This window comes from Pseudonocardia lacus, assembly GCF_018531445.1.
Classification (GTDB): domain Bacteria; phylum Actinomycetota; class Actinomycetes; order Mycobacteriales; family Pseudonocardiaceae; genus Pseudonocardia; species Pseudonocardia lacus.
This window is the reverse complement of sequence record NZ_JAHDTH010000002.1, coordinates 96605-115154: the sequence shown is the minus strand read 5'-3', so window position 1 is coordinate 115154 and position 18550 is coordinate 96605. Positions and strand designations below refer to the sequence as shown.

General features: G+C 75.4%; 14 protein-coding genes. 8 read left to right on the top strand and 6 right to left on the bottom strand.

What is annotated here, in order from left to right; all coding sequences use genetic code 11:
• The coding region (locus KIK08_RS01240; RefSeq protein WP_250556045.1) for a helix-turn-helix transcriptional regulator at positions 1 to 1604 on the top strand (1604 nt) is incomplete at its 5' end.
• 19 nt (positions 1605 to 1623) lie between these two features.
• Here KIK08_RS01240 and KIK08_RS01235 read toward each other — a convergent pair.
• Together KIK08_RS01235 and KIK08_RS01230 are read right to left on the bottom strand one after the other, a co-directional pair.
• Positions 1624 to 2262 (bottom strand): class I SAM-dependent methyltransferase, encoded by a 639-nt coding sequence (locus tag KIK08_RS01235; RefSeq protein WP_214401058.1) that lies wholly within the window; start codon positions 2260 to 2262, stop codon positions 1624 to 1626.
• A gap of 48 nt (positions 2263 to 2310) precedes the next feature.
• Positions 2311 to 3306 (bottom strand): hypothetical protein, encoded by a 996-nt coding sequence (locus KIK08_RS01230; RefSeq protein WP_214401057.1) that lies wholly within the window; start codon positions 3304 to 3306, stop codon positions 2311 to 2313.
• Between the two features lie 197 nt (positions 3307 to 3503).
• On the opposite strand from KIK08_RS01230, the gene KIK08_RS01225 reads away from it, so the two are divergent.
• The 5 genes from KIK08_RS01225 (at position 3504) to trpB (ending at position 9420) form a co-directional block, all read left to right on the top strand.
• Positions 3504 to 3869: a hypothetical protein gene (locus KIK08_RS01225; RefSeq protein WP_214401056.1), complete on the top strand. Its 366-nt coding sequence runs from the start codon at positions 3504 to 3506 to the stop codon at positions 3867 to 3869.
• A gap of 75 nt (positions 3870 to 3944) precedes the next feature.
• A complete protein-coding gene (locus tag KIK08_RS01220) occupies positions 3945 to 6269 on the top strand; it encodes an ATP-binding protein (RefSeq protein WP_214401055.1) in 2325 nt (774 codons plus the stop codon).
• A 95-nt stretch (positions 6270 to 6364) separates the two neighbouring features.
• Positions 6365 to 7318, top strand: coding sequence for an NAD(P)-dependent alcohol dehydrogenase (locus KIK08_RS01215; RefSeq protein WP_214401054.1), 954 nt, complete (start codon positions 6365 to 6367; stop codon positions 7316 to 7318).
• A 21-nt stretch (positions 7319 to 7339) separates the two neighbouring features.
• Positions 7340 to 8149, top strand: a complete 810-nt coding sequence (locus KIK08_RS01210; RefSeq protein WP_214401053.1) for a helix-turn-helix transcriptional regulator — start codon at positions 7340 to 7342, stop codon at positions 8147 to 8149.
• 44 nt (positions 8150 to 8193) lie between these two features.
• Positions 8194 to 9420, top strand: a complete 1227-nt coding sequence (trpB, locus tag KIK08_RS01205) for a tryptophan synthase subunit beta (RefSeq protein ID WP_214401052.1) — start codon at positions 8194 to 8196, stop codon at positions 9418 to 9420.
• An 8-nt stretch (positions 9421 to 9428) separates the two neighbouring features.
• Here the strand turns inward: trpB and KIK08_RS01200 are convergent, their stop codons facing one another.
• Genes KIK08_RS01200 through KIK08_RS01190 form a run of 3 tightly spaced genes read right to left on the bottom strand, consistent with a single transcriptional unit; the run spans position 9429 to position 11819 of the window.
• On the bottom strand, positions 9429 to 10160 hold the full coding sequence (locus KIK08_RS01200) for a hypothetical protein (RefSeq protein ID WP_308257307.1): 732 nt from the start codon (positions 10158 to 10160) through the stop codon (positions 9429 to 9431).
• A 5-nt stretch (positions 10161 to 10165) separates the two neighbouring features.
• Positions 10166 to 11113: an ATP-binding cassette domain-containing protein gene (locus tag KIK08_RS01195; RefSeq protein WP_214401050.1), complete on the bottom strand. Its 948-nt coding sequence runs from the start codon at positions 11111 to 11113 to the stop codon at positions 10166 to 10168.
• A 25-nt stretch (positions 11114 to 11138) separates the two neighbouring features.
• Positions 11139 to 11819 (bottom strand): hypothetical protein, encoded by a 681-nt coding sequence (locus tag KIK08_RS01190; RefSeq protein ID WP_214401049.1) that lies wholly within the window; start codon positions 11817 to 11819, stop codon positions 11139 to 11141.
• Positions 11820 to 11980: 161 nt separating this feature from the next.
• Here KIK08_RS01190 and KIK08_RS01185 point away from each other — a divergent pair, with 161 nt between their 5' ends.
• Both KIK08_RS01185 and KIK08_RS01180 read left to right on the top strand, forming a co-directional pair.
• On the top strand, positions 11981 to 14974 hold the full coding sequence (locus tag KIK08_RS01185; protein WP_214401048.1) for an ATP-binding protein: 2994 nt from the start codon (positions 11981 to 11983) through the stop codon (positions 14972 to 14974).
• 48 nt (positions 14975 to 15022) lie between these two features.
• Complete coding sequence (locus KIK08_RS01180) at positions 15023 to 15556, top strand: pyridoxamine 5'-phosphate oxidase family protein (protein WP_214401047.1); 534 nt, start codon at positions 15023 to 15025, stop codon at positions 15554 to 15556.
• 162 nt (positions 15557 to 15718) lie between these two features.
• Here KIK08_RS01180 and KIK08_RS01175 read toward each other — a convergent pair whose 3' ends face one another.
• On the bottom strand, positions 15719 to 18454 hold the full coding sequence (locus KIK08_RS01175) for a LuxR family transcriptional regulator (protein ID WP_214401046.1): 2736 nt from the start codon (positions 18452 to 18454) through the stop codon (positions 15719 to 15721).
• Between the last annotated feature and the right edge of the window lie 96 nt (positions 18455 to 18550).

Here is an 18550-nt window from a genome sequence, read left to right as displayed (position 1 = left end):
CGGCGCTGCTGCAGCGCTCGGTCGCGCTGACCGGCGACCCCGGGCGGCGGGCCGGCCGGGCGCTCACCGCGGCGCAGGCCGGCCTGGGGGCGGGGGCGTTCGAGTTCTCCGGCGCGCTGCTGGCGATCGCCGATGCCGGGCCGCTCGACGAGCTCGGGCGGGCCCGGGTGGACCTGCTGCGGGCCGAGGTGGCGTTCGCCCGCAACCGGGGCGGCGACGCCCCGGTGCTGCTGCTGCGGGCGGCGCGGAAGCTCGAAGCGCTCGACGTGCGACTGGCGCGCGACACCTACCTCGACGCCTGGGCCGCCGCGCTGTTCGCCGGCCGGCTGGCGGGTGCGGGCGGCAGCCTGCTCGACGTCTCCCGCGCCGTCACGACCGCGCCCCGGCCGGCGGGACCCGCTCCGGCGTGCGACCTGCTGCTGGACGGTCTGGCGCTGGTCTTCACCGGCGGGCGCCCCGCCGCGACCCCGGTGCTGCGACGTGCCGTCGCGGCGTTCGCCGGCACCGGGGTCACCGCGGCGGAGCTGCTCCGGTGGGGCTGGCTGGCGACCCGGGCCGCGAACTGGGTCTGGGACCACGACCGCTGCCTGGAGATCGGCCGCCGCGCCGTGCAGCTCGCCCGCGACTGCGGGGCGCTGGAGGTCCTCGCGGTCGCCGACAACGCGTGCGGCCAGGCCGCCGCGTTCGGCGGGGACTTCGCCGGTGCCGGGCAGCTGGTGGCGGAGGTGGACGCCGTCAAGGAGGCGACCAGGACCCGCATCGGCTCGCACGCCGCGATCGCGCTGGCCGGGATCCGCGGCGAGGAGGCCGGCGCCACCGAACTGCTCGCCGGCGTCCTCGCCGACGCCCCCGCCCACGGCCAGGGCACGGCCGTCCAGTACGCGCACTGGGCGAACGCCGTGCTCATGAACGGCCTCGGCCGCTACGAGGAGGCGCTCGCCGCGGCGGTGCGGGCGAGCGAGCAGGCACCCGAGCTGTTCATCGCCTCGTGGGCGCTGAGCGAGCTGGTCGAGGCCGCCACCAGGATCGGCAGCGTCGGGCTCGCGCAGGACGCGCTCACCCGGCTCGGCGAGCAGACGGTGGTCGCCGACACCGACTGGGCGAACGGCATCCACGCCCGCTCGTGCGCGCTGCTGGGCGAGGGCGAGGCCGCGGAGCGCCTGTACCGCCACGCCCTCGAGTGCCTGGGCCGCACCCGACTGCGGCCCGAGCTCGCCCGCGCGCACCTGCTCTACGGGGAATGGCTGCGCCGCGGGCACCGCCGCGTCGACGCGCGCACCCAGCTGCGGCTGGCGCACGAGCTGTTCGTGGCGATCGGCATGCCGGCGTTCGCCGACCGGGCCGGTGGCGAGCTGCGGGCGACCGGGGAGAGGGTCCGCCGGCGGGTGGCCGAGACCCGTGACGACCTGACCGCGCAGGAGCTGCAGATCGCCCGGCTCGCCCGCGACGGGCTGTCGAACCCGGAGATCGGCGCGCGGCTGTTCCTCAGCCCCCGCACGGTGGAGTGGCACCTGCGCAAGGTGTTCACCAAGCTCGGCATCCGCTCCCGCCAGGAGCTGGCCCGCGCACTGCCGAGCTCGGACACCGAGCTGGTGCCCGCCTGAACCCGACCGGGCCGCGGGCTCAGCGCGGCGGACCCGCCAGCCGGATCATCTGGACGTCCTGGCGGCGGGTGGCGACGACCTCGACGGTCCGCCACGCGGCCCGGGTGGCGGTGAGGAACTCCGGGACCATCTCCCGGCCGGGGTCGGCGATCCAGACCGCGCCGTCGTCGGTGACCAGCCGGGGGAGCAGGGCGATCAGCGCGTCGGAGTTGCGCTGTTCGTACAGCACGTCCGAGGCGAGCACCAGCTGCCACGGGCCGCACGCGGTCAGTGGCTCGGGCGCGTCCCACGAGCAGAGCATGGTCTGCACCTGCGCGTGGTTGGCTCGGGCGTTCGCCGCGGTGAAGGCGAGCGCGTCGGTGGCCCGGTCGGTGGCCAGTACCCGACCCCCGGCGAGTGCCGCGGCGACGGCCGGCAGTCCGAGGCCGCAGCCGAGCTCGACCACCGACGTGCCGCTCCAGTCGTGCACCGACACCTGGTAGGCCAGCTCGACGCCGCTGGGCCACAGCTTCGCCCAGTAGGGCGGGTACGCCTCGGGGACCTCGTCCTCCTGCGAGAGCAGGACCGCGGGGTCGCGGGGGCGGACGAACCGCAGCGAGCCGGTGTGCAGGTCGATCGACTTGACCACCAGGTCGCGACGGGCGTCGTGGGCTCGCACCCCACCACTGTGCCCGCTGCGGTGCACCCCGGCCGACCCCGCCGCGGGTCACGGCGGCGCGATGCGGTCCAGCAGCGCCAGCGGGGCCTCGTGCAACTCGGTGATGACGTTGTCCGGCTTGTCGGGGGCCTGGCTGTAGTAGTCGGCCCCCGACTCGAAGGCGACGTAGACGTCGTCGCCGTAGACGGTGAGCCCTTCGGACATGCTCGGGGCGCGGAAACAGCCCAGCCGGGCCGTGTCCAGCTGCGAGGAGCCCTCGCCGCGGCGGACGACGTAGATGTTGCTGCGGTTGTTGCGCCCGTGCGAGGTGCTGTAGATGAACAGGTCCTCGGTGACCACCAACCCCTGCGTCTTGCGGGGGACCTCCCAGACCCCCGGCCGCTGCTCCAGTTCGCCGTCGTCGCCGACGGTGTAGGAGGCCATGTGGCTGCGGGTGTCGTCGAGGAACTGGCCGGCCCACAGGGTGTCGCTCGGACCGTGGCTGGTGAGGAACGACGATCCGTGGACGGTCTGGTCGGCGCCTTCGGGCCGCAGCAGGCCCTCCTCGGTGCTCGTGATCGCCTCCTTCAGCGCGGCCAGGGAGTACTTGCGGACCGTGCGCTCCTGCGGGCCGGACACGTAGGCCCATCCCTGGCGCTCGAACACGGCGATGCCCCCGACGTGCGAGTACTCGATCTTCGCGTGCCCGACGTTCTCCCCGGTCCGGGCGTCGATGCCGTTGATCACCGAGGGGGTCTTCCCGGCCGCGTCGTAGCCGGCGACCAGGATGAGGTCGTCCTCGCCGTCCCAGTTCGACCAGGTGGCGGTGCCCTGGGGGATGTGGGTGGCCAGCCCGGGGACGTGCCAGCTGGTGTCGAACAGGTTGTCGTAGGTGTCCGACGCGCGGGGCCCCGGGTAGCCGTCGGCCTGGCCGGTCACGGTGTCGTCGCACGTGATGGGTTGCGCCTCGGCCGCGGCGGTGCCGGGGACGGTGAGCAGGGCGGTCGTCAGGACGAGCGCCGCCGTCGCGACGAGCCTGCCGCGCGAGGTGGCTGCTGGGTGCACGATGTGCCCTTCCGCTGGTGGCGTGCGGTCTCTCACTCGACGTTATGGGTGAGCGATCGGCGAATCCATCGGCAGGACTACCTACGCCCGGAAAGAATGGCCTAGGTAGTGGCCGCACATCTACGCCGAAAGCCAGGATCCCTCCCGGAACGGGATTTACCGTGTCGATGCACCACGAGGAAACGGAGGGAAAGGACATGTTGCGGACAGCAGTGGCCGCCGCTTCGGCGGCCACCGCCATGGTGCTCGCCGGCCCGGTTCCGAGCTCGGCCGCCGCCGCGGGGTGCCAGGTCGGCTACGAGGCGGTGGAGACGGTCAAGGTCCACGCCACCGACGACGGCATCCCGCCGGAGAACCGGTCGGAGCTGGCCGAGGGCAAGGTGATCGGGCTGCTGCTGAAGGGGCAGCGGGTCTGCACGAACCGGCTGGACGGTTCGGTCCTGGGCGCGACCTACCACGTCGGTGGCGCCTGCGCACCCACCACGAACGACCAGTGGACCGTCGTCCGGTTCCACGGCGCGCAGGGCTGGGTGCCGACGTCGTGCGGCGAGGTCACCGGCTGACCCGACCGCGCGACCGGCCGGCGGCCCGAAAGCGACTGCGTCCCGGCTGCCCGCCGTCGTAGTCTGGGGCGCGTCATGTGGGTGCCCCCGGAGGAGATGACCCCGGCACGCGGTGCCGCAGGTCGTCGGCCCGCCGAGCCCACGACGCTCGTCGGGCGCGCGTCCGAGCTCGACGAGGCCTCCCGGCTGCTGCGCACCGCGCGGCTGGTGAGCCTCGTCGGGGTCGGTGGCGTCGGCAAGACCCGGCTGGCCACGCGGCTGCTCGCCGAGCCCGCGGCGGCCGCGTTCGAGCACGTCCGGCTGGTCGACCTCGCCGAGCTCGACGATCCGGGGCTGGTCGGGGCCACCGTCGCCGAGGCGGTCGGCGTCCGCGACGAGGACGGCGCCCCGTCCGCCGAGGGCCTGTCCCGCCGGCTGGCCGACGAGCGTGCGCTCCTCGTCCTCGACGGCTGCGAGCACGCGATCGAGGGGTGCGCGGCGCTCGCGGAGGACCTGCTGGCCACGGCGCCCTCGGTGACGGTGATGACCACCAGCCGCCAGCCGCTCGACGTGCCGGGCGAGCACGTCCTGCCCGTACCGCCGCTGGCCGTGCCGCCCCCTGGCGAGCACCCGGACCCGGTCGAGCTCGTCCGCTACCCCGCCGTGGAACTGCTGCTCGACCGCGCCCGCGCCGCGGCCCCGGAGTTCGAGCTCAGCGCGGCGAACGCCGCGGCGGTCGCCGCGGTGTGCACCTCCCTCGACGGCCTGCCGCTCGCGCTGGAACTCGCCGCCGTCCGGCTGCGGGTGCTGTCGCCTGCTCAGCTGCTCGACCGGTTGGACGGCCCGCACGAGATCCTCTCCAGCGCCCACCGCGGCGCGCACCCCCGGCAACGCAGCATGACGGCGCTCATGGACTGGAGCTTCCGGCTGTGCAGCGACGCCGAGCGCGTGCTGTGGGCCCGAGCGTCGATCTTCAGGGGTGGTTTCGACCTGGGCGCGGCCGAGCAGGTCTGTGCGGGGGAGGGGATCGACGGCGACCGCGTCGTCGACCTCGTGGCCGGGCTCGTCGACAAGTCCGTGCTGCTCCCCGAGGACCGCGGCAGCCACGTCCGCTACCGGCTGCTGGAGACCATCCGCCGCTACGGCCTGGCCCGGCTGGCCGAGTCGGGGGAGGAGGAGCGGCTGCGGCGCCGCCACCGGGAGTTCCTGCAGCGGCTCGTCGACGACGCGGCCGCCGGCTGGTTCGGCCCCCGCGATCTCGTCCGGCTGGACCGGCTGCGGCTGGAGCACGCCAACCTCCGCGCCGCGCTGGACAGCTGCACCCGCTCGGCCGCCGACGCCGCCGCGGGCCTGCGGCTGGCCACGACGTTCTGGCTGATGTGGCGGGCCGCGGGCTGGGTGGGCGAGGGCCGGCAGTGGTTGGACCGGCTGCTCGCGGTGGCCGGGCCGAACCGCTTCACCGCCACCGCGCTGTGGGTCGACGGGTGGCTGGCGCTGGTCCAGGGCGACCACGAGCGCGCCGTCGAGTTGCTGCACCGCAGCGCGGACACCGCCCCGGACGACGACCGCGTGACGTCGGCGTTCGTCGACCTGTTCCTCGGCCAGGCCGCGACCCGGCTCGGTCGGCTCGACGAGGCCGACCACCGGCTCCGGCGGGCGCTGCGCGCCCACCGCGAGTCCGGGGACCCGGCCGGGCTCGCCCTCACCGCGTTCCGGCTGGCGGTCCGCCACGTCGCCGCGGGCGACACCGCGGCGGCGATCGCCTGCGCCGACGAGGGCCTGCGGTTCTGCCAGGACCGGCGGGCCCAGTGGTGGTCGGGCTACGCCCGGTGGATCAGGGCGGTCGCGCTCTGGAGCGGCGGCGACGGCGGGGCCGCGCTCGCGGACGCGGTCGCGGGCCTCGCGGCCACCCGCCGGCACGGCGACGAGCTCGGCGCGGCCATGGCGCTGGAGGTCGTCGCCTGGGCCACGGTCGCCGACGACCCCGACCGCGCCGCCCGGATCCTCGGCGCGCTGCACCGCCGCTGGCCGCGCACGGGAACGGCCCTCGCCGGGTACGGCTCGCTCGTCGACCACCACCGGCGCTGCTGCCGCGAGGCGCGTCGCCGGCTGGGGGCCGACGGGTACGCCGAGGCCCACGCCGACGGCGCCGCCCAGCACCTCGACGACGTCGTCGAACTCGTCCTGAACGACCCGCGCCCGGGGGAGGCCAGCACCCCGCTCACGAGGCGCGAGCACGAGGTCGCCGAGCTGGTGGCCCAGGGCAAGACCAACAAGCAGATCAGCAGCACGCTGCTGATCGCGCTGCGCACCGCGGAGGCCCACGTCGAGCACATCCGGGCCAAGCTCGGCGTCTCGTCGCGGTCCCAGATCGCGGTGTGGGTCGTCGAACGACGCGGCGCGTCGGCACCGCTGGGATGAGCGGGACGTCGCGCTCCGTGGCCGGCGTGATCGCGCCGCCACCCGGGTAGGTCCTAGGCTGCGGGCGTGCGCGCGGGGGCCAGGGGCGGTTCGGTGTGAAGGCGGCCGTCTACGACGACTACGGCCCGCCCTCGGTGCTGCGCATCGAGGACGTGCCGGTGCCCTCGCCAGGGCGGGGTCAGCTGCTGGTCCGGGTCGCCGCGACGTCGGTGAACCTGTCGGACTGGGAGACCCTGCGGGGCAGCCCGTTCTACTCCCGCCTCGGTGGGCTGCGGGCGCCGGCGCGGCCGGTGCTCGGCTCCGACGTCGCCGGCTGGGTCGAGGCGGTCGGACCGGAGGTCACCGGATTCGCCGTCGGCGACGAGGTGTACGGCGACAACCTGGGGCTCAAGGGCGGCTTCGCCGAGTACGCGGTGGCGCCCGCCTCCGCGATGGCGCACAAGCCCGACGGGCTGTCCTTCGCCGAGGCCTCGACGATCCCGCAGGCCGGCCCGATCGCGGTGCAGGGCACGGCGACCGCGGGGTCGGGCATGCGGGTGCTGGTCAACGGGGCGGGCGGCGGGTCGGGCTCGTTCGCGATCCAGCTCGCCAAGCGGGCCGGCGCCCACGTGACGGCTGTCGACAACGACGGCAAGCTCGACTTCATGCGCTCGCTGGGCGCCGACGAGGTGCTCGACCACCGCACTCAGGACTTCACCCGGGGCGAGCCGTACGACCTGGTGCTCGACATGGTCGCCCACCGCTCGGTCTTCGCCTACCGCCGCGCCCTCGCCGGCGGCGGGCGCTACCGCTGCGTCGGCGGCACCACGCGCGCCCTGCTCCGCGTGCTGACCGCGGGCACCGCGCTGGGGCTGCTGACCGGTCGTCGGCTCGGCGTGCTGGTGGTGAGGACGGGGCCCACGCACTTCGCGCCGCTCGCCGAGCGGTGCGCCGCGGGCGAGGTCGGGATCCACATCGACCGCACGTTCCCGCTCGACGAGGTGCCGCAGGCGCTCGCCCACGTCGGCGAGGGCCGTGCGCTCGGCAAGGTGGTCGTCGAGGTTGCGTGATCGCCCGGAGGTCGCACCGCCATGACCCGGGTCGATTCGATGGCGTTCGCGCTCGCGCGTCCCGACCTCCTGCGGGCACGGGCCGCGGCCCGCTCCTTCGACCTGCACCTGCACAGCACCTACTCGGTGGTCGCGCTCAGGAGCGGGGCGGCGGAGATCCGGTCGCGGCGGTGGAGCGGGACCGTCCGGGCCGGTGACGTGTTCGTCTTCAACCCCTTCGACGTGCACGCCGGCAGGAGCGCCGACGAGGCCACCGAGTACGAGATCCTGTACCCGACCAGCGAGTTCATCCGGAACTGCGTCTCCGCGGAGCACACCGGCGTCCCCACGATCCGGACGCCCGTGGTGTCGCGGGGGATCGAGTCACGAGACCTGGTCGACGTGCTGTCCACCCCGGGTGCGGACGACGCCTCGATCGAGGCGTGCCTGCGGGCGCTCGTGCAGACGTGCGAGTTCTCGGCCGGATCGGAGCCGCCGGCGGACGGGTCGGTGGCGCGCACGGCCCGCTCGCTGATCGAGGACAACTGCACGCGCGCCATCCGCACCGAGGACCTCGCGCGCGAGGTCGGGGTCCACCCGAGCCACCTCGTCAGGGCCTTCACGAGCGCGACCGGCGTCGCTCCGCAGACCTACGCCCGCCAGGTCCGGATCGCGAAGGCCCGGGACCTCATCTGCGCCGGTCTCGGGCTGAGCGAGGTCGCGCAGGCGCTCGAGTTCTGCGATCAGCCGCACCTCACCCGCGAGTTCAAGAAGGTCTACGGCGTGCCGCCGGGGGCGTTGGCCCGCGGCGTCGGTTCCGGGTACGCAAATCCTGTTCAAGACCCTGCCTGATGGCTGTGCCTACGGTCGGACCCCGACTGAAGGGTTGACCAGCGATGCCGCACCTCGGGCGCAGCCACGACCAGCGGTACCCGGACGCCGACGGGTACTTCGGCGAGTTCGGCGGCAACCACTACCCGCTGGAGATGTCGGCGGCGCTCGACGAGTTGGCCGCCGGCTACCGGGACCTGCGGGAGTCACCGGACCTGCAGCGCGAGCTCACCGCCGCGCGCACCGGGCTGCAGGGCCGACCCACCCCCGTGCACCACCTGCGCAACCTCTCCGAGCAGGTCGGTGGCGCACGCATCTACGTCAAGCGCGAGGACCTCAACCACACCGGCGCGCACAAGATCAACCACTGCGTCGGGTTCGCGCTGCTGGCCAGGGCGATGGGGAAGCGCAAGCTGATCGCCGAGACCGGGGCCGGGCAGCACGGGGTCGCGCTGGCCAGCGCCGCCGCGTACTTCGGCCTCGACTGCGAGGTCCACATCGGTGCGGTCGACGCCGACAAGATGCGCTCGAACGTCGGACGCATGCGCCTCCTCGGCGCGCAGGTCGTGCCCGTCGTGGCTGGACAGTCCGCGCTCAAGGAGGCCAGTGACTCGGCGTTCCGCGCGTACGTCGAGCAGCGCGCGCACGCGCTCTACGCGATCGGGTCGGCGATCGGGCCCCATCCCTTTCCGCGGATCGTGCGGGACTTCCAGTCGGTCGTCGGGCGGGAGGCGCGCGAGCAGTTCCTCTCGATCGCGGGTGGGGCCCTGCCCGACCACGTCGTCGCGTGCGTGGCGGGCGGCTCGAACGCCATGGGCCTGTACTCCGGCTTCCTGGACGACCCCGACGTCGCCCTGCACGCGGTCGAACCCCTCGGGACGAGCGGGCGGCACGCGGCCACGCTGACGTTCGGGCGCTCCGGGACGCTGCACGGTGCCCGCACCGTCGTCCTCCAGGAGGACGACGGTGCGACCGCCCCGGTCTCCTCGGTGGCGTCGGGCCTGGTCTACCCCGGTATCGGTCCGGAGATCGCGATGCTGCACGCGGCGGGCCGGATCCGCGTCGCCGCGGTCTCCGACGACGAGGCCGTCGGGGCCTTCTTCCGCACGTCGCGGTCGGAGGGCATCATCCCGGCGCTCGAGAGTTCGCACGCCCTCGCGTTCGCCATCCGCCTGGCCGCCGACCGGCCGTCCGCGGAGCGGATCCTGGTGAACCTCTCCGGACGGGGCGACAAGGACGTCGACTTCGTCCTCGCGGAGTACGGCGCCGACCACCTCGCCGGTCCGGCCTGACTCGTCGATCAGAGGTCCCGATGGCGGGCGACCCTGACCGCGATGGCGAACAGGATGGCCGTGAACAGGGCGAACCACACCCCCGCCAGCCAGGGCGAACCGAGCAGCCCGCCACCGGCCGGTGCGTCGGCGAGGAACCGGTCGGCGGCCTGGAAGGGCAGCAACGGTCCGACCGCCGGCCCTACGACCGGGACCAGGCCGATGAGCGACTCGCCCACCGCGGGCCACACGAGCACCAGCGTGACGGCGCCCGCGGTCCGCCGGACGAGGACGCCGATCGCGACGGCCACGACCGCAGCCCCGGCGTCGACCAGCCTGACTCCGGCCACCTGGCGCCATTCGTCGGGTCCGGTCAGCGCGAGGTCGCCGCCGGGCAGCAGCAGCGCGCTCGCCGCCCAACTGCCCAGGGCGCCGGCCAGCCCGACGAGGCCGGCGAGCACGGCGACGACCACGGCCTTGGCCCGCAGCGCGGCGGCGCGGTCGGGCACGGCGAGGAACGTCGTCCCGATCGTGCCGGTGGCGTACTCCGTGGTCACCGCGAGGACCGCGAGCACCATCAGCACGGTCGTGCCCACCACGCGGGCCGACTGCGTGGCCGCCACCGTGACCGGCTCGGTCGTGGCCACCGTCGCGGCCAGCAGCAACCCGGCGCCCGTGGTCGTCAGCAGCGCCGCCGCCGCGGACCACCACGGCGCGCGGGTGGACGTCAGCTTGATCCGTTCGGCCGTGATCGGTCCCACGGCGCTCACCTCCCCGCCGCGGGCACGGCCGCGGCCTGATCGGGGCCACCGGAGACGTACTCGACGTCGTGCCCGGTCAGCCGCAGGAACGCGTTCTCCAGCGAGGCGTGCTGCGGGGTGAGCCCGTGCAGCACCAGGCCGCGCGCCGCGGCGACCTCGCCGATCTTCTCCGGCGTCGCGCCGGTGACGCTCAGCCCGAGGTCGTCACCGTCCACCGGGACGATCGAGGCGCCGGCCCGTCGCAGCGCCTCGGCCAGCAGCACCGGCTGCGGGGTGCGGACGAGCACGGTGTCGTCCGCGGCCGAGTCGATGAACTCGGCGGTGGTCGACTCGGCGATCAGCCGGCCGCGCCCGATCACCACGAGGTGCGACGCCGCCACCGCCATCTCCGACAGCAGGTGGCTGGAGACCAGCACCGTGCGGCCCTCGGCGGCCAGGCCCTGCACGAGCCGCCGGATCCAGCGCACGCCCTCCGGGTCGAGCCCGTTGACCGGCTCGTCGAACAGCAGGGTCCCGGGGTCGCCGAGCAGCGCCGCGGCGATGCCCAGCCGCTGGGACATGCCGAGGGAGAAGGCCCCCGCCCGCCGGTCGGCCACCGCGGTCAGGCCCACCTGCTCCAGCACGGTGTCGACGCGGCCCGCCGGCAGCGCGTTGGACGCCGCGATCCAGCGCAGGTGCGCCCGCGCCGACCGGTTCGGGTGCACCCAGCGCGCGTCCAGCAGCGCGCCCACCGTGCGCAAGGGGTACCGCAGGTCCCGGTAGGGCGTGCCGTCGAGCAGCGCCTCCCCGGCGGTGGCGCGGTCCAGGCCCAGCGCCACCCGCATCGTGGTCGACTTGCCCGAGCCGTTCGGGCCGAGGAAGCCGGTGACCCGGCCCGGCTCGACCCGGAAGGACAGGTCGTCGACGGCGGTGGTCGGGCCGTACCGCTTGGTCAGCCCGCGGATCTCGATCATGATCGGCTCCCGGTCGGTGTCGTGGTCAGGAGTGGGCGACGACGGGTTCGGGCCCGACGCGCACGGCGTGGGGCAGGCGCAGGGCGACGACCGCGGTCGCCACCGCGACGGCCAGCCCCATCACCGGCTGCAGGACCTGGAAGGCCATGCCGGTGGCGACGAACAGCGGCAGTGCGACGGCGTAGGCGATCCCCGCCCACCGCAGGCCCGGCGCGGTGCGGGCGATGGCCGAGCCGAGCACGATCGCGCCGGCGACGAACAGCAGCGTCGAGACGCCGATCGTCGCGACCAGGGCCGGGCCGTAGGCCGTGTCGAGGTTCAGCGCCGCCATGCCCGGCGCGCCCGCCAGGTGCGCGCGGCCGATGCCGGGCTGCGCGAACGCGGCGCTGCCGAACGCCGAGGCCATCACCACCAGCGCCAGCAGGGTGAGCGCCGTCCCGACCGCCGCGCCGCGGACCGCCCGTCCGCGACCCAGGAAGACCAGCGCGGCCGTCACGCCGACGGCGGCGAGGCCGGCGCCGCCGATGCTGGCGACCAGGTGGCTGAGCAGGAAGACGTCGGTGGAGATGTAGCGCGCGTAGGCGTCGAAGTCGGTGATGGAGGGCTGGTGGGTGAGGGTGCTCAGGGCCAGCAGCACGCCGTGGGCCGGCAGCAGCCACAGCGCGGGCGCGGCGTAGCGGTCGAGCGGGGCGGACGCCGTGGACATCGGTCCTCCTGGAGGTCGGGTGCCCCCACCGGGGGCGCTGTGCGGGAGCAGACCGCGCGCGCCTGTCACCGACCTGTTCCGCACCTGACACGGCCCTCCGCCCTGGTCACCGGCGCCGGAGCCCTCCTCAGGACCCGCCCCCTGCCGTACGCTCACCGACCGTGGACTTCTCGGTCCTGGGGCCGCTGCAGGTGAGCGCCCACGGATCGCCGGTCCCGGTCCGCCCCGGCCTCCCGCGCGCTCTGCTGGTGCTCCTGCTGACCCATCCGCGCACCCCCGTCCCGGTCGACGTCGTCGCCGAGCGGCTCTGGGCCGACTCGCCGCCCGCCGACGTCGCGAACTCGGTGCACCGCCTCGTCTCCTACCTGCGCCGGGCGCTCGGCGCCGAGGGCGCGGCCCTGCTCGTGAGCCGGGCGCCGGGCTACGCGCTCGCCGTCGCCGACTCCGCGATCGACGCGCACCGCTTCACCGAGCTGGTCGGGGCCGCCACCACGCTGGCCGGCGCCGGGACCGCCCTCGGGGCCCACCGCGCGCTGGAGCACACCGCCGAGGCGCTCGCGCTCTGGCGCGGCGAGCCGCTCGCCGACGTGGCGACGCGGCCGTGGGCCGCCCCGGAGGTGGCCCGGCTGCAGGAGCTGCACCTGCAGCTGCACGAGGCCCGGCTGGAGGCGCTGCTGGCGCTGGGGCGCGACCTCGACGTGATCGCGGCGGCCCGACCGCTGGTCGCGGACAACCCGCTGCGCGAACGGCTCCACGCGTCCCTGGTGCTCGCGCTCTACCGCGCGGGTCGCCAGGGCGACGCGCTCGACGCCTACCAGGCGGCGCGCCGGGTGCTCGCCCGTGAGCTCGGGCTCGACCCCGGCCCCCGACTGCGGCTGCTCGAAAGGCAGGTCCTCGCGCAGGACGACGCCTTGCGGTGGCGACCGCCCGCGGACTCCCATCCGCCGACGACGAGCGCCGGCCCGCCGCCGGGCCCTGATCGACCACCCATGCCGCCGACCGGCCTCGTCGGCCGCCGCGAGCACCTCGCCGACCTGCACGACCTGCTCGACCGGGCCCGGCTGGTCACCCTCACCGGGCCGGGCGGGGCCGGGAAGACCCGGCTCGCGCTCGAACTCGCCCGGTCGCGCGGGTCCGATCCGGTCTGGTTCGTCGACCTGAGCCTGCTGCAGGACGATCGCCTCGTCGCCGCGTCCGCGGCCAGGGCGGTGGGCGCGGCGACGGCCACCGCCGAGGACCCGCACGACGCCGTGGTGCGCCGGATCGGTGCGACCGCGGGGCTGCTCGTGCTCGACAACTGCGAGCACGTGATCGACGCGGCGGCCGGCCTGGCGAAGCGGCTGCGCGACGGCTGCCCCGCGCTGGTGCTGCTGGCGACCAGCCGCCGCCCGCTCCGGGTCGCCGGGGAGGTCGTGTGGCCGGTCCCGCCGCTGCCGCTGCCGCCGTCGGGCGCGACCACGCCCGGCGAGGTGCGCGACGTCGACGCGGTCCGGCTGTTCACCGAGCGCGCGTCGGCGGTGCGGCCGGGCTTCGCCGTGACCGACGACAACGCCGCCGACGTCGCGGCGATCGTCGAGGCCCTCGACGGCCTGCCGCTGGCCATCGAGCTCGCCGCCGCCCACGCCGACGTCCTCACCCCGCGCGGCATCCGCAGCCGGCTCGACGACCACTTCGAGCTGCTGGAGTCCGATTCCCGCGAGGCCCCGGCACGCCACCGCACCCTGCGCGCCGCGATCAGGTCCGGCGTGGACCTGCTCGACGAGCGGGAGCGCCGGTTCTTCGCCGAGCTGGGCGCCTTCGCGGGGTCGTTCGACCTGGATGCGGCCGCCGCCGTCACCGCCACCTCGTCCGGGCAGTGCTACCGGTCGGTCGCGTCGCTCGTGCGGCAGTCGCTGGTCGTGCCGACCGCCGACGACCGCTACCGGCTCCTGCACTCGCTGCGGGCCTACGCCGCGGAGGCGCTGGCCGCCCAGCCGTGGCGGGAGGAGGTGCGACGGCGCCACTTCGACCACGTCTTCGCGCTCGTGGCGGCCGCCGACGGCGGGCTCCGCTCGGCGGAGCAGGCGGGGTGGCTGCGGCGGCTGTCCGCGTCGCTGCCCGACCTGCGCGCCGCCCTGCGGTGGGCGCTGGACGGCGGCGCACCCGGACGCGGGGCCCGGCTCGCCGTGACGGCGCACTGGTTCTGGATGCTGGAGGGGATGCTCGACGAGGCCGAGCACTGGCTGGAGCGCGCCGTCCCCGGCACGGACGACGACGCCGTGCGGGCCGCGCTCCTGCACGCGATCGGGCGCATCGCCGCCCCTCGCGGCGACCTGCGCAAGGCGCACGAGACGTGCCTGCGCAGCGCGGAGCTGTCCCGGCGGATCGGGGACGACAGGATCGCCAGTGGAGCGCTGGTGACCCTCGGTCTGGTCCGCTGGGCGATGGGCGAGCTGCCCGGCGCCGCCGCCGCCCACGACGAAGCCGCCGAGCGCGCGGAAGCCTGCGGCGACATGTGGCACCGCACGGCCGCGCTGATCCTGCGGGCGCGGACCGCCGTCGACGCCGACGAGGACGACGCCGACGACCGCATCGCCGCCGCGCTCGCCGCGGCCCGACCCGGTCGCGACAACCAGCAGATGGGCCTGGCCATGAGCCAGGTCGCCCGCCGCGCCCTGCTGACGGGCGACCCGACCGCCGCCGCCACCGCCGCGCGGGAGTGCCTGTCGCTGTGGCGGTCGGTGGGCTACCGGGAGGGCGAGATCCACGCGCTCACCCTGCTCGGACGCGCGGCGACCGCGATGGGCGACGCCGCGGAGGCGGGGGAGCGGGCGCGCGAGGCCCTCGGCGTCGCCGCCGCCATCGGGCACCGAGGTGGGTTGTGCGACGGCGTGGGGTGCCTCGCCGGTGCCCTGCACGCCGCCGGCGCCGACGAGGAGGCGCTGACCCTGCTCACCGTGGCCGACGCGGAGCGCCGCCGCGTCGGGATACCGGTGCCCGCCGCCGACGCGCCACCGCTCGCGGACCTGGCCGACCAGGTCCGACGACGTCTCGGACCCCGGGCCGACGCCATCAGCGCCCGGGCTCGGGACCGCACCATCGACGACGTAGTGGGCGAGTTGCCCACGCCACCGACCAGTACCCCGACACCGTTCACCGCGGTGATCCCGACCTGATCCGCGAGGTCCGACGTCGTCGGATGCGCGACGACCACGAGGAGAACCATGCCCGTTCGTACGACCGACGACCCGCCCGCGCCACTGACCAGCCTCGGTCCGTTCTCCTCACCAGGGGCCAAGCCGACGCCGTGGGCGGCGACGGAATGGGCCCTGCGCCGGATCCAGAAGTTCCACCTGTGCACGGTGCGCCGCGACGGCCGCCCCCACGTGACACCGCTGCTGGCGATCTGGGCGCTCGGCGCGATGTGGTTCACCACCGGCGACAGTGAGCAGAAGGCGAGGAACCTCGACGCCAACCAGCGCTGCGCGTTGACCACCGGAACCGACACGCTGACGGGCATGGACTACGTCGTCGAAGGCACGGCGAGCCTGGTCACCGACCGGGCGACCCGGGATGCCGCGGCGACCGCCTTCGAGCAGGCCTACGGCTGGCACCTCACCCGCGAGGACGGGACCTGGTACCAGCTGGGTGACGCCGTCCGGACCGGGAACGTGCAGCTCTACCGGGTCCAGCCGGACAAGGCCTTCGCCTTCGCCGCCGGTAGCGAGTCGTCCCAGACCCGCTACCGGTGGGGCTGAGGGCTCGGCGCGCTCCCCGACGGTGTCGCGGCGGGGTGGGCACCGCAGGCGGACGGCGTTCGGGGCCGCCGTCCACGGCGCGCTCGGCATCGACCGCGGCGACCGGGACCTGCGTGCCGACTACGGACCACGCGCTTCCACCGCCGAGCGATCTCGCCCCCGTCACCGACCCGGGCGCTGGTCGAGCGCGTCCCGCAGCTTCCGGCGCGAGTCGACGCCGAGCTTCCGGTAGACCTTGCGGAGGTGGTAGTCGACCGTGCTCGCGCTCAGGAACAGCCCGGCGGCGATCTGCCGGTTGGTGGCGGCGCCGGCCGCGAGCTGCGCGATCGCCTCCTCCTGGGGCGTCAGGGGCTCGGTGTCCGCCGCGGAGCTCCTCCGCCGGACGGTCGCCCCCGTCGCGGCGATCTCCCGGGCCGCCCGGCTCGCGAAGCGGGGCGCGCCCATCTCGACGAACATGTCGTGGGCCGTGGTGAGTTCCGCCCTGGCGTCCCTGCGCCGGTTCTGGCGGCGCAGCCACTCCCCGTAGAGGAGGTGGCTGCGCGCGAGGTCGGTGCGGACGGGCGTGCGTTCCAGCTCGGAGATCGAGCGGACGAAGTGCGGCTCGGCGTCCTCTCCCGCCATGATCGCGGTCGCGCGGGCGTGCAGACCGGCGGCCCACGCCGTGCCCCAGGCGTCCGACCTCGCCCCGAGGCGGTGCAGCGCCGCGGTGGCGGCGTCGTCGCGGCCGCACCGGTGCCCGGCCTCGACGATCTCGGCGAGGATCCGCCCGCCCTGGAAGACCGGGTCGCGCTCGAACACCGGCCACGCGGCCTCCAGTGCGGCCGCGTAGTTGCCCAGGCTGTTCTCCAGGACCGTCAGGGCAAGCTGCGCGGAGTTGATCAGGAGGCCGTTGCCCGTCTCCGCGAGCGCGGGGGAGCGGATCACGTCGATGATCGCCCGGCACGCTGCTTCGTCCTCGCGCCAGGCGTAGAGCTCCGCGCCCAGCAACCTCCACACGAGGACGTCGTCGCCCATGGACCGGGCGATCTCCGCGGCCTCCTCGCACATGGTCGCGGCGGTGTCGAACCGGCCGCACCACAGTTCGCCCTGGGCCTGGTTGCCCAGCGTGCTGCGGAGCCGGTCGAGCGCTCCGCGCGAGCGGGCCTCGTCGGCCCAGGCAGCGCTGAACCGGCGGAACAGGTCGATGTCGAGCAGCTCCACCGCCACCATGGCGCCGGCGCTGGACCAGCGCAGGAACGCGTTCGGGAGGTCCGGCCGCAGCATCGAACGCATCGAGGTCCGCAGCAGGCCGACCGCGCGCGCGTGGTCCCCGGTCAGCCGCTCCGCCAACGCCCGGACCAGGTCGTCGATGACCGACGTGTCGGCGGGCTCCAGCGCCGCGAGCGCCGACGCGGCCAGCTCCTCGGCCAGACCGGGTGGGGCGAGGTGCGAGGCGAGCGCCAGCATGAAGAGGCCGTCGGCGTAGGTGAGGCGGGCGAGCGCGGGGTCGAGGTGCTCGGCGGAGTGCGCCGCGTCGAGCATCAGCGGCAACGCCTCTCGCAGCCGGCCGATGGACGTGAGCGTTGCCCGCAGCCGCTTCGCGTGGACCTGGACGAGTGGCTCGGCGTGCTCCATCCGGATGCGGTCGAGGAGCACGCCCGCCTCGCCCGGCGCACCGGCAACGACCGTGGCGTTCGCCGCGGTCAGCGCGCGGCGGGCGCGGGCCCGCGGGTCGGCCGTGAGCTCGGCGGCGCGGGACAGCAGCGTCGCGTACGCCGCGTAGCGCCCCCTGCGCTCGGCCTCGACGCCGCGGGCCTCCAGCGCCGACGCCACCTCCTCGTCCGGGGCCGCGACCGAGCGGGCCCGGTGCCACACCCACGCGTCGGGCTCCACGTCCGGATCGGTGACCTGGGCGAGCAGGGCGTGGGCGCGCCGGCGATCCGCCGGCGCGGCCCCTCGGTACACGGCCGAGCGCACGAGCGGGTGGCGGAACGTGACGGTTCCGTCCAGGTCGACCAGTCCCGCCTGCTGCGCGGCGTCCAGCGCGTCCGCGGTGAGGCCCGCGGTCGCGGCCGCCGCCGACACGGTCGCCAGGTGCGCCCCGGGTTCCGCGGCGGCGATCAGCAGCAGCTGCCGGGTGGCCGTCGGGAGCGCGCGGACCCTGTCGAGGTAGAGCCCTTCGAGCCGGTCGCCGATCGGCAGCGGATCGGGCAGGGCGATGGTCCCGACGAGCTGGCCCGGTGAGAGGTCCCGGACGAGTTCGACGACGGCGAGCGGGCACCCCTGCGAGCCGGCCGCGACGCGCCGACCGACCTCGGGGTCCACGGCCGACCCCGACGTGATCGAGAGCAGCCGGGTCGTCGCCTCCGGCGACAGCCCGGCCAGCTCGACGGTCGTGATCCCGTCGAAGGCGCCCCCGGGCCGCGCCCCGAAGACGATCGCCAGCGACTCCGCCTGGATGCGCCGGGCGACGAAGAGCAGGGTGTCCAGCGACTCCCGGTCCAGCCAGTGGGCGTCGTCCACCACGAGCAGCTTGGGGCGGTCGGGCTCGGTCTCGGCCAGCAGCGTGAGCGCGGCCAGACCGACCAGGAACCGGTCCGGTGCGCTCGCATCGGTCAGCCCGATCGCCGCACCGAGTGCGGCGCGCTGGGGGCCCGGCAAGCCGCTGTAGCCGTCCATGAACGGGATGAGCAGCCGCTGCAGCGCGGCGAACCCGAAGTCGACCTCGCCGGCGACCCCCCGGACCTCGCGGGTCCGCATCCCCGCCGTCCGGGCGTGCTCGATGACCGCCGAGAGGAGGGCCGACTTGCCCATCCCGGCCTCGCCGCGCACCAGCACCGCGCCGCTGCGCCCCGAGCGGGCCGCGTCGAGGAGGCCCACGATCGCGTCGAGCTCCGCGTCGCGGCCGATCAGCCCCACGCGGCTACGCCGCGGCTCGTCGGGCGAGCCGGCGGCGGATCCTCACAAATCGGGGAGTGTACGCAAACGGGTGATCGCCGGGACAGAGCTCGTGGG

Bases quoted from the DNA above. Each gene is read 5' to 3' on its own strand.
- KIK08_RS01220 (WP_214401055.1), top strand. From the start codon at position 3,945: ATGTGGGTGCCCCCGGAGGAGATGACCCCGGCACGCGGTGCCGCAGGT.
- KIK08_RS01195 (WP_214401050.1), bottom strand. From the start codon at position 11,113: ATGATCGAGATCCGCGGGCTGACCAAGCGGTACGGCCCGACCACCGCC.
- KIK08_RS01225 (WP_214401056.1), top strand. From the start codon at position 3,504: ATGTTGCGGACAGCAGTGGCCGCCGCTTCGGCGGCCACCGCCATGGTG.
- trpB (WP_214401052.1), top strand. From the start codon at position 8,194: ATGCCGCACCTCGGGCGCAGCCACGACCAGCGGTACCCGGACGCCGAC.
- KIK08_RS01190 (WP_214401049.1), bottom strand. From the start codon at position 11,819: ATGTCCACGGCGTCCGCCCCGCTCGACCGCTACGCCGCGCCCGCGCTG.
- KIK08_RS01210 (WP_214401053.1), top strand. From the start codon at position 7,340: ATGACCCGGGTCGATTCGATGGCGTTCGCGCTCGCGCGTCCCGACCTC.
- KIK08_RS01180 (WP_214401047.1), top strand. From the start codon at position 15,023: ATGCCCGTTCGTACGACCGACGACCCGCCCGCGCCACTGACCAGCCTC.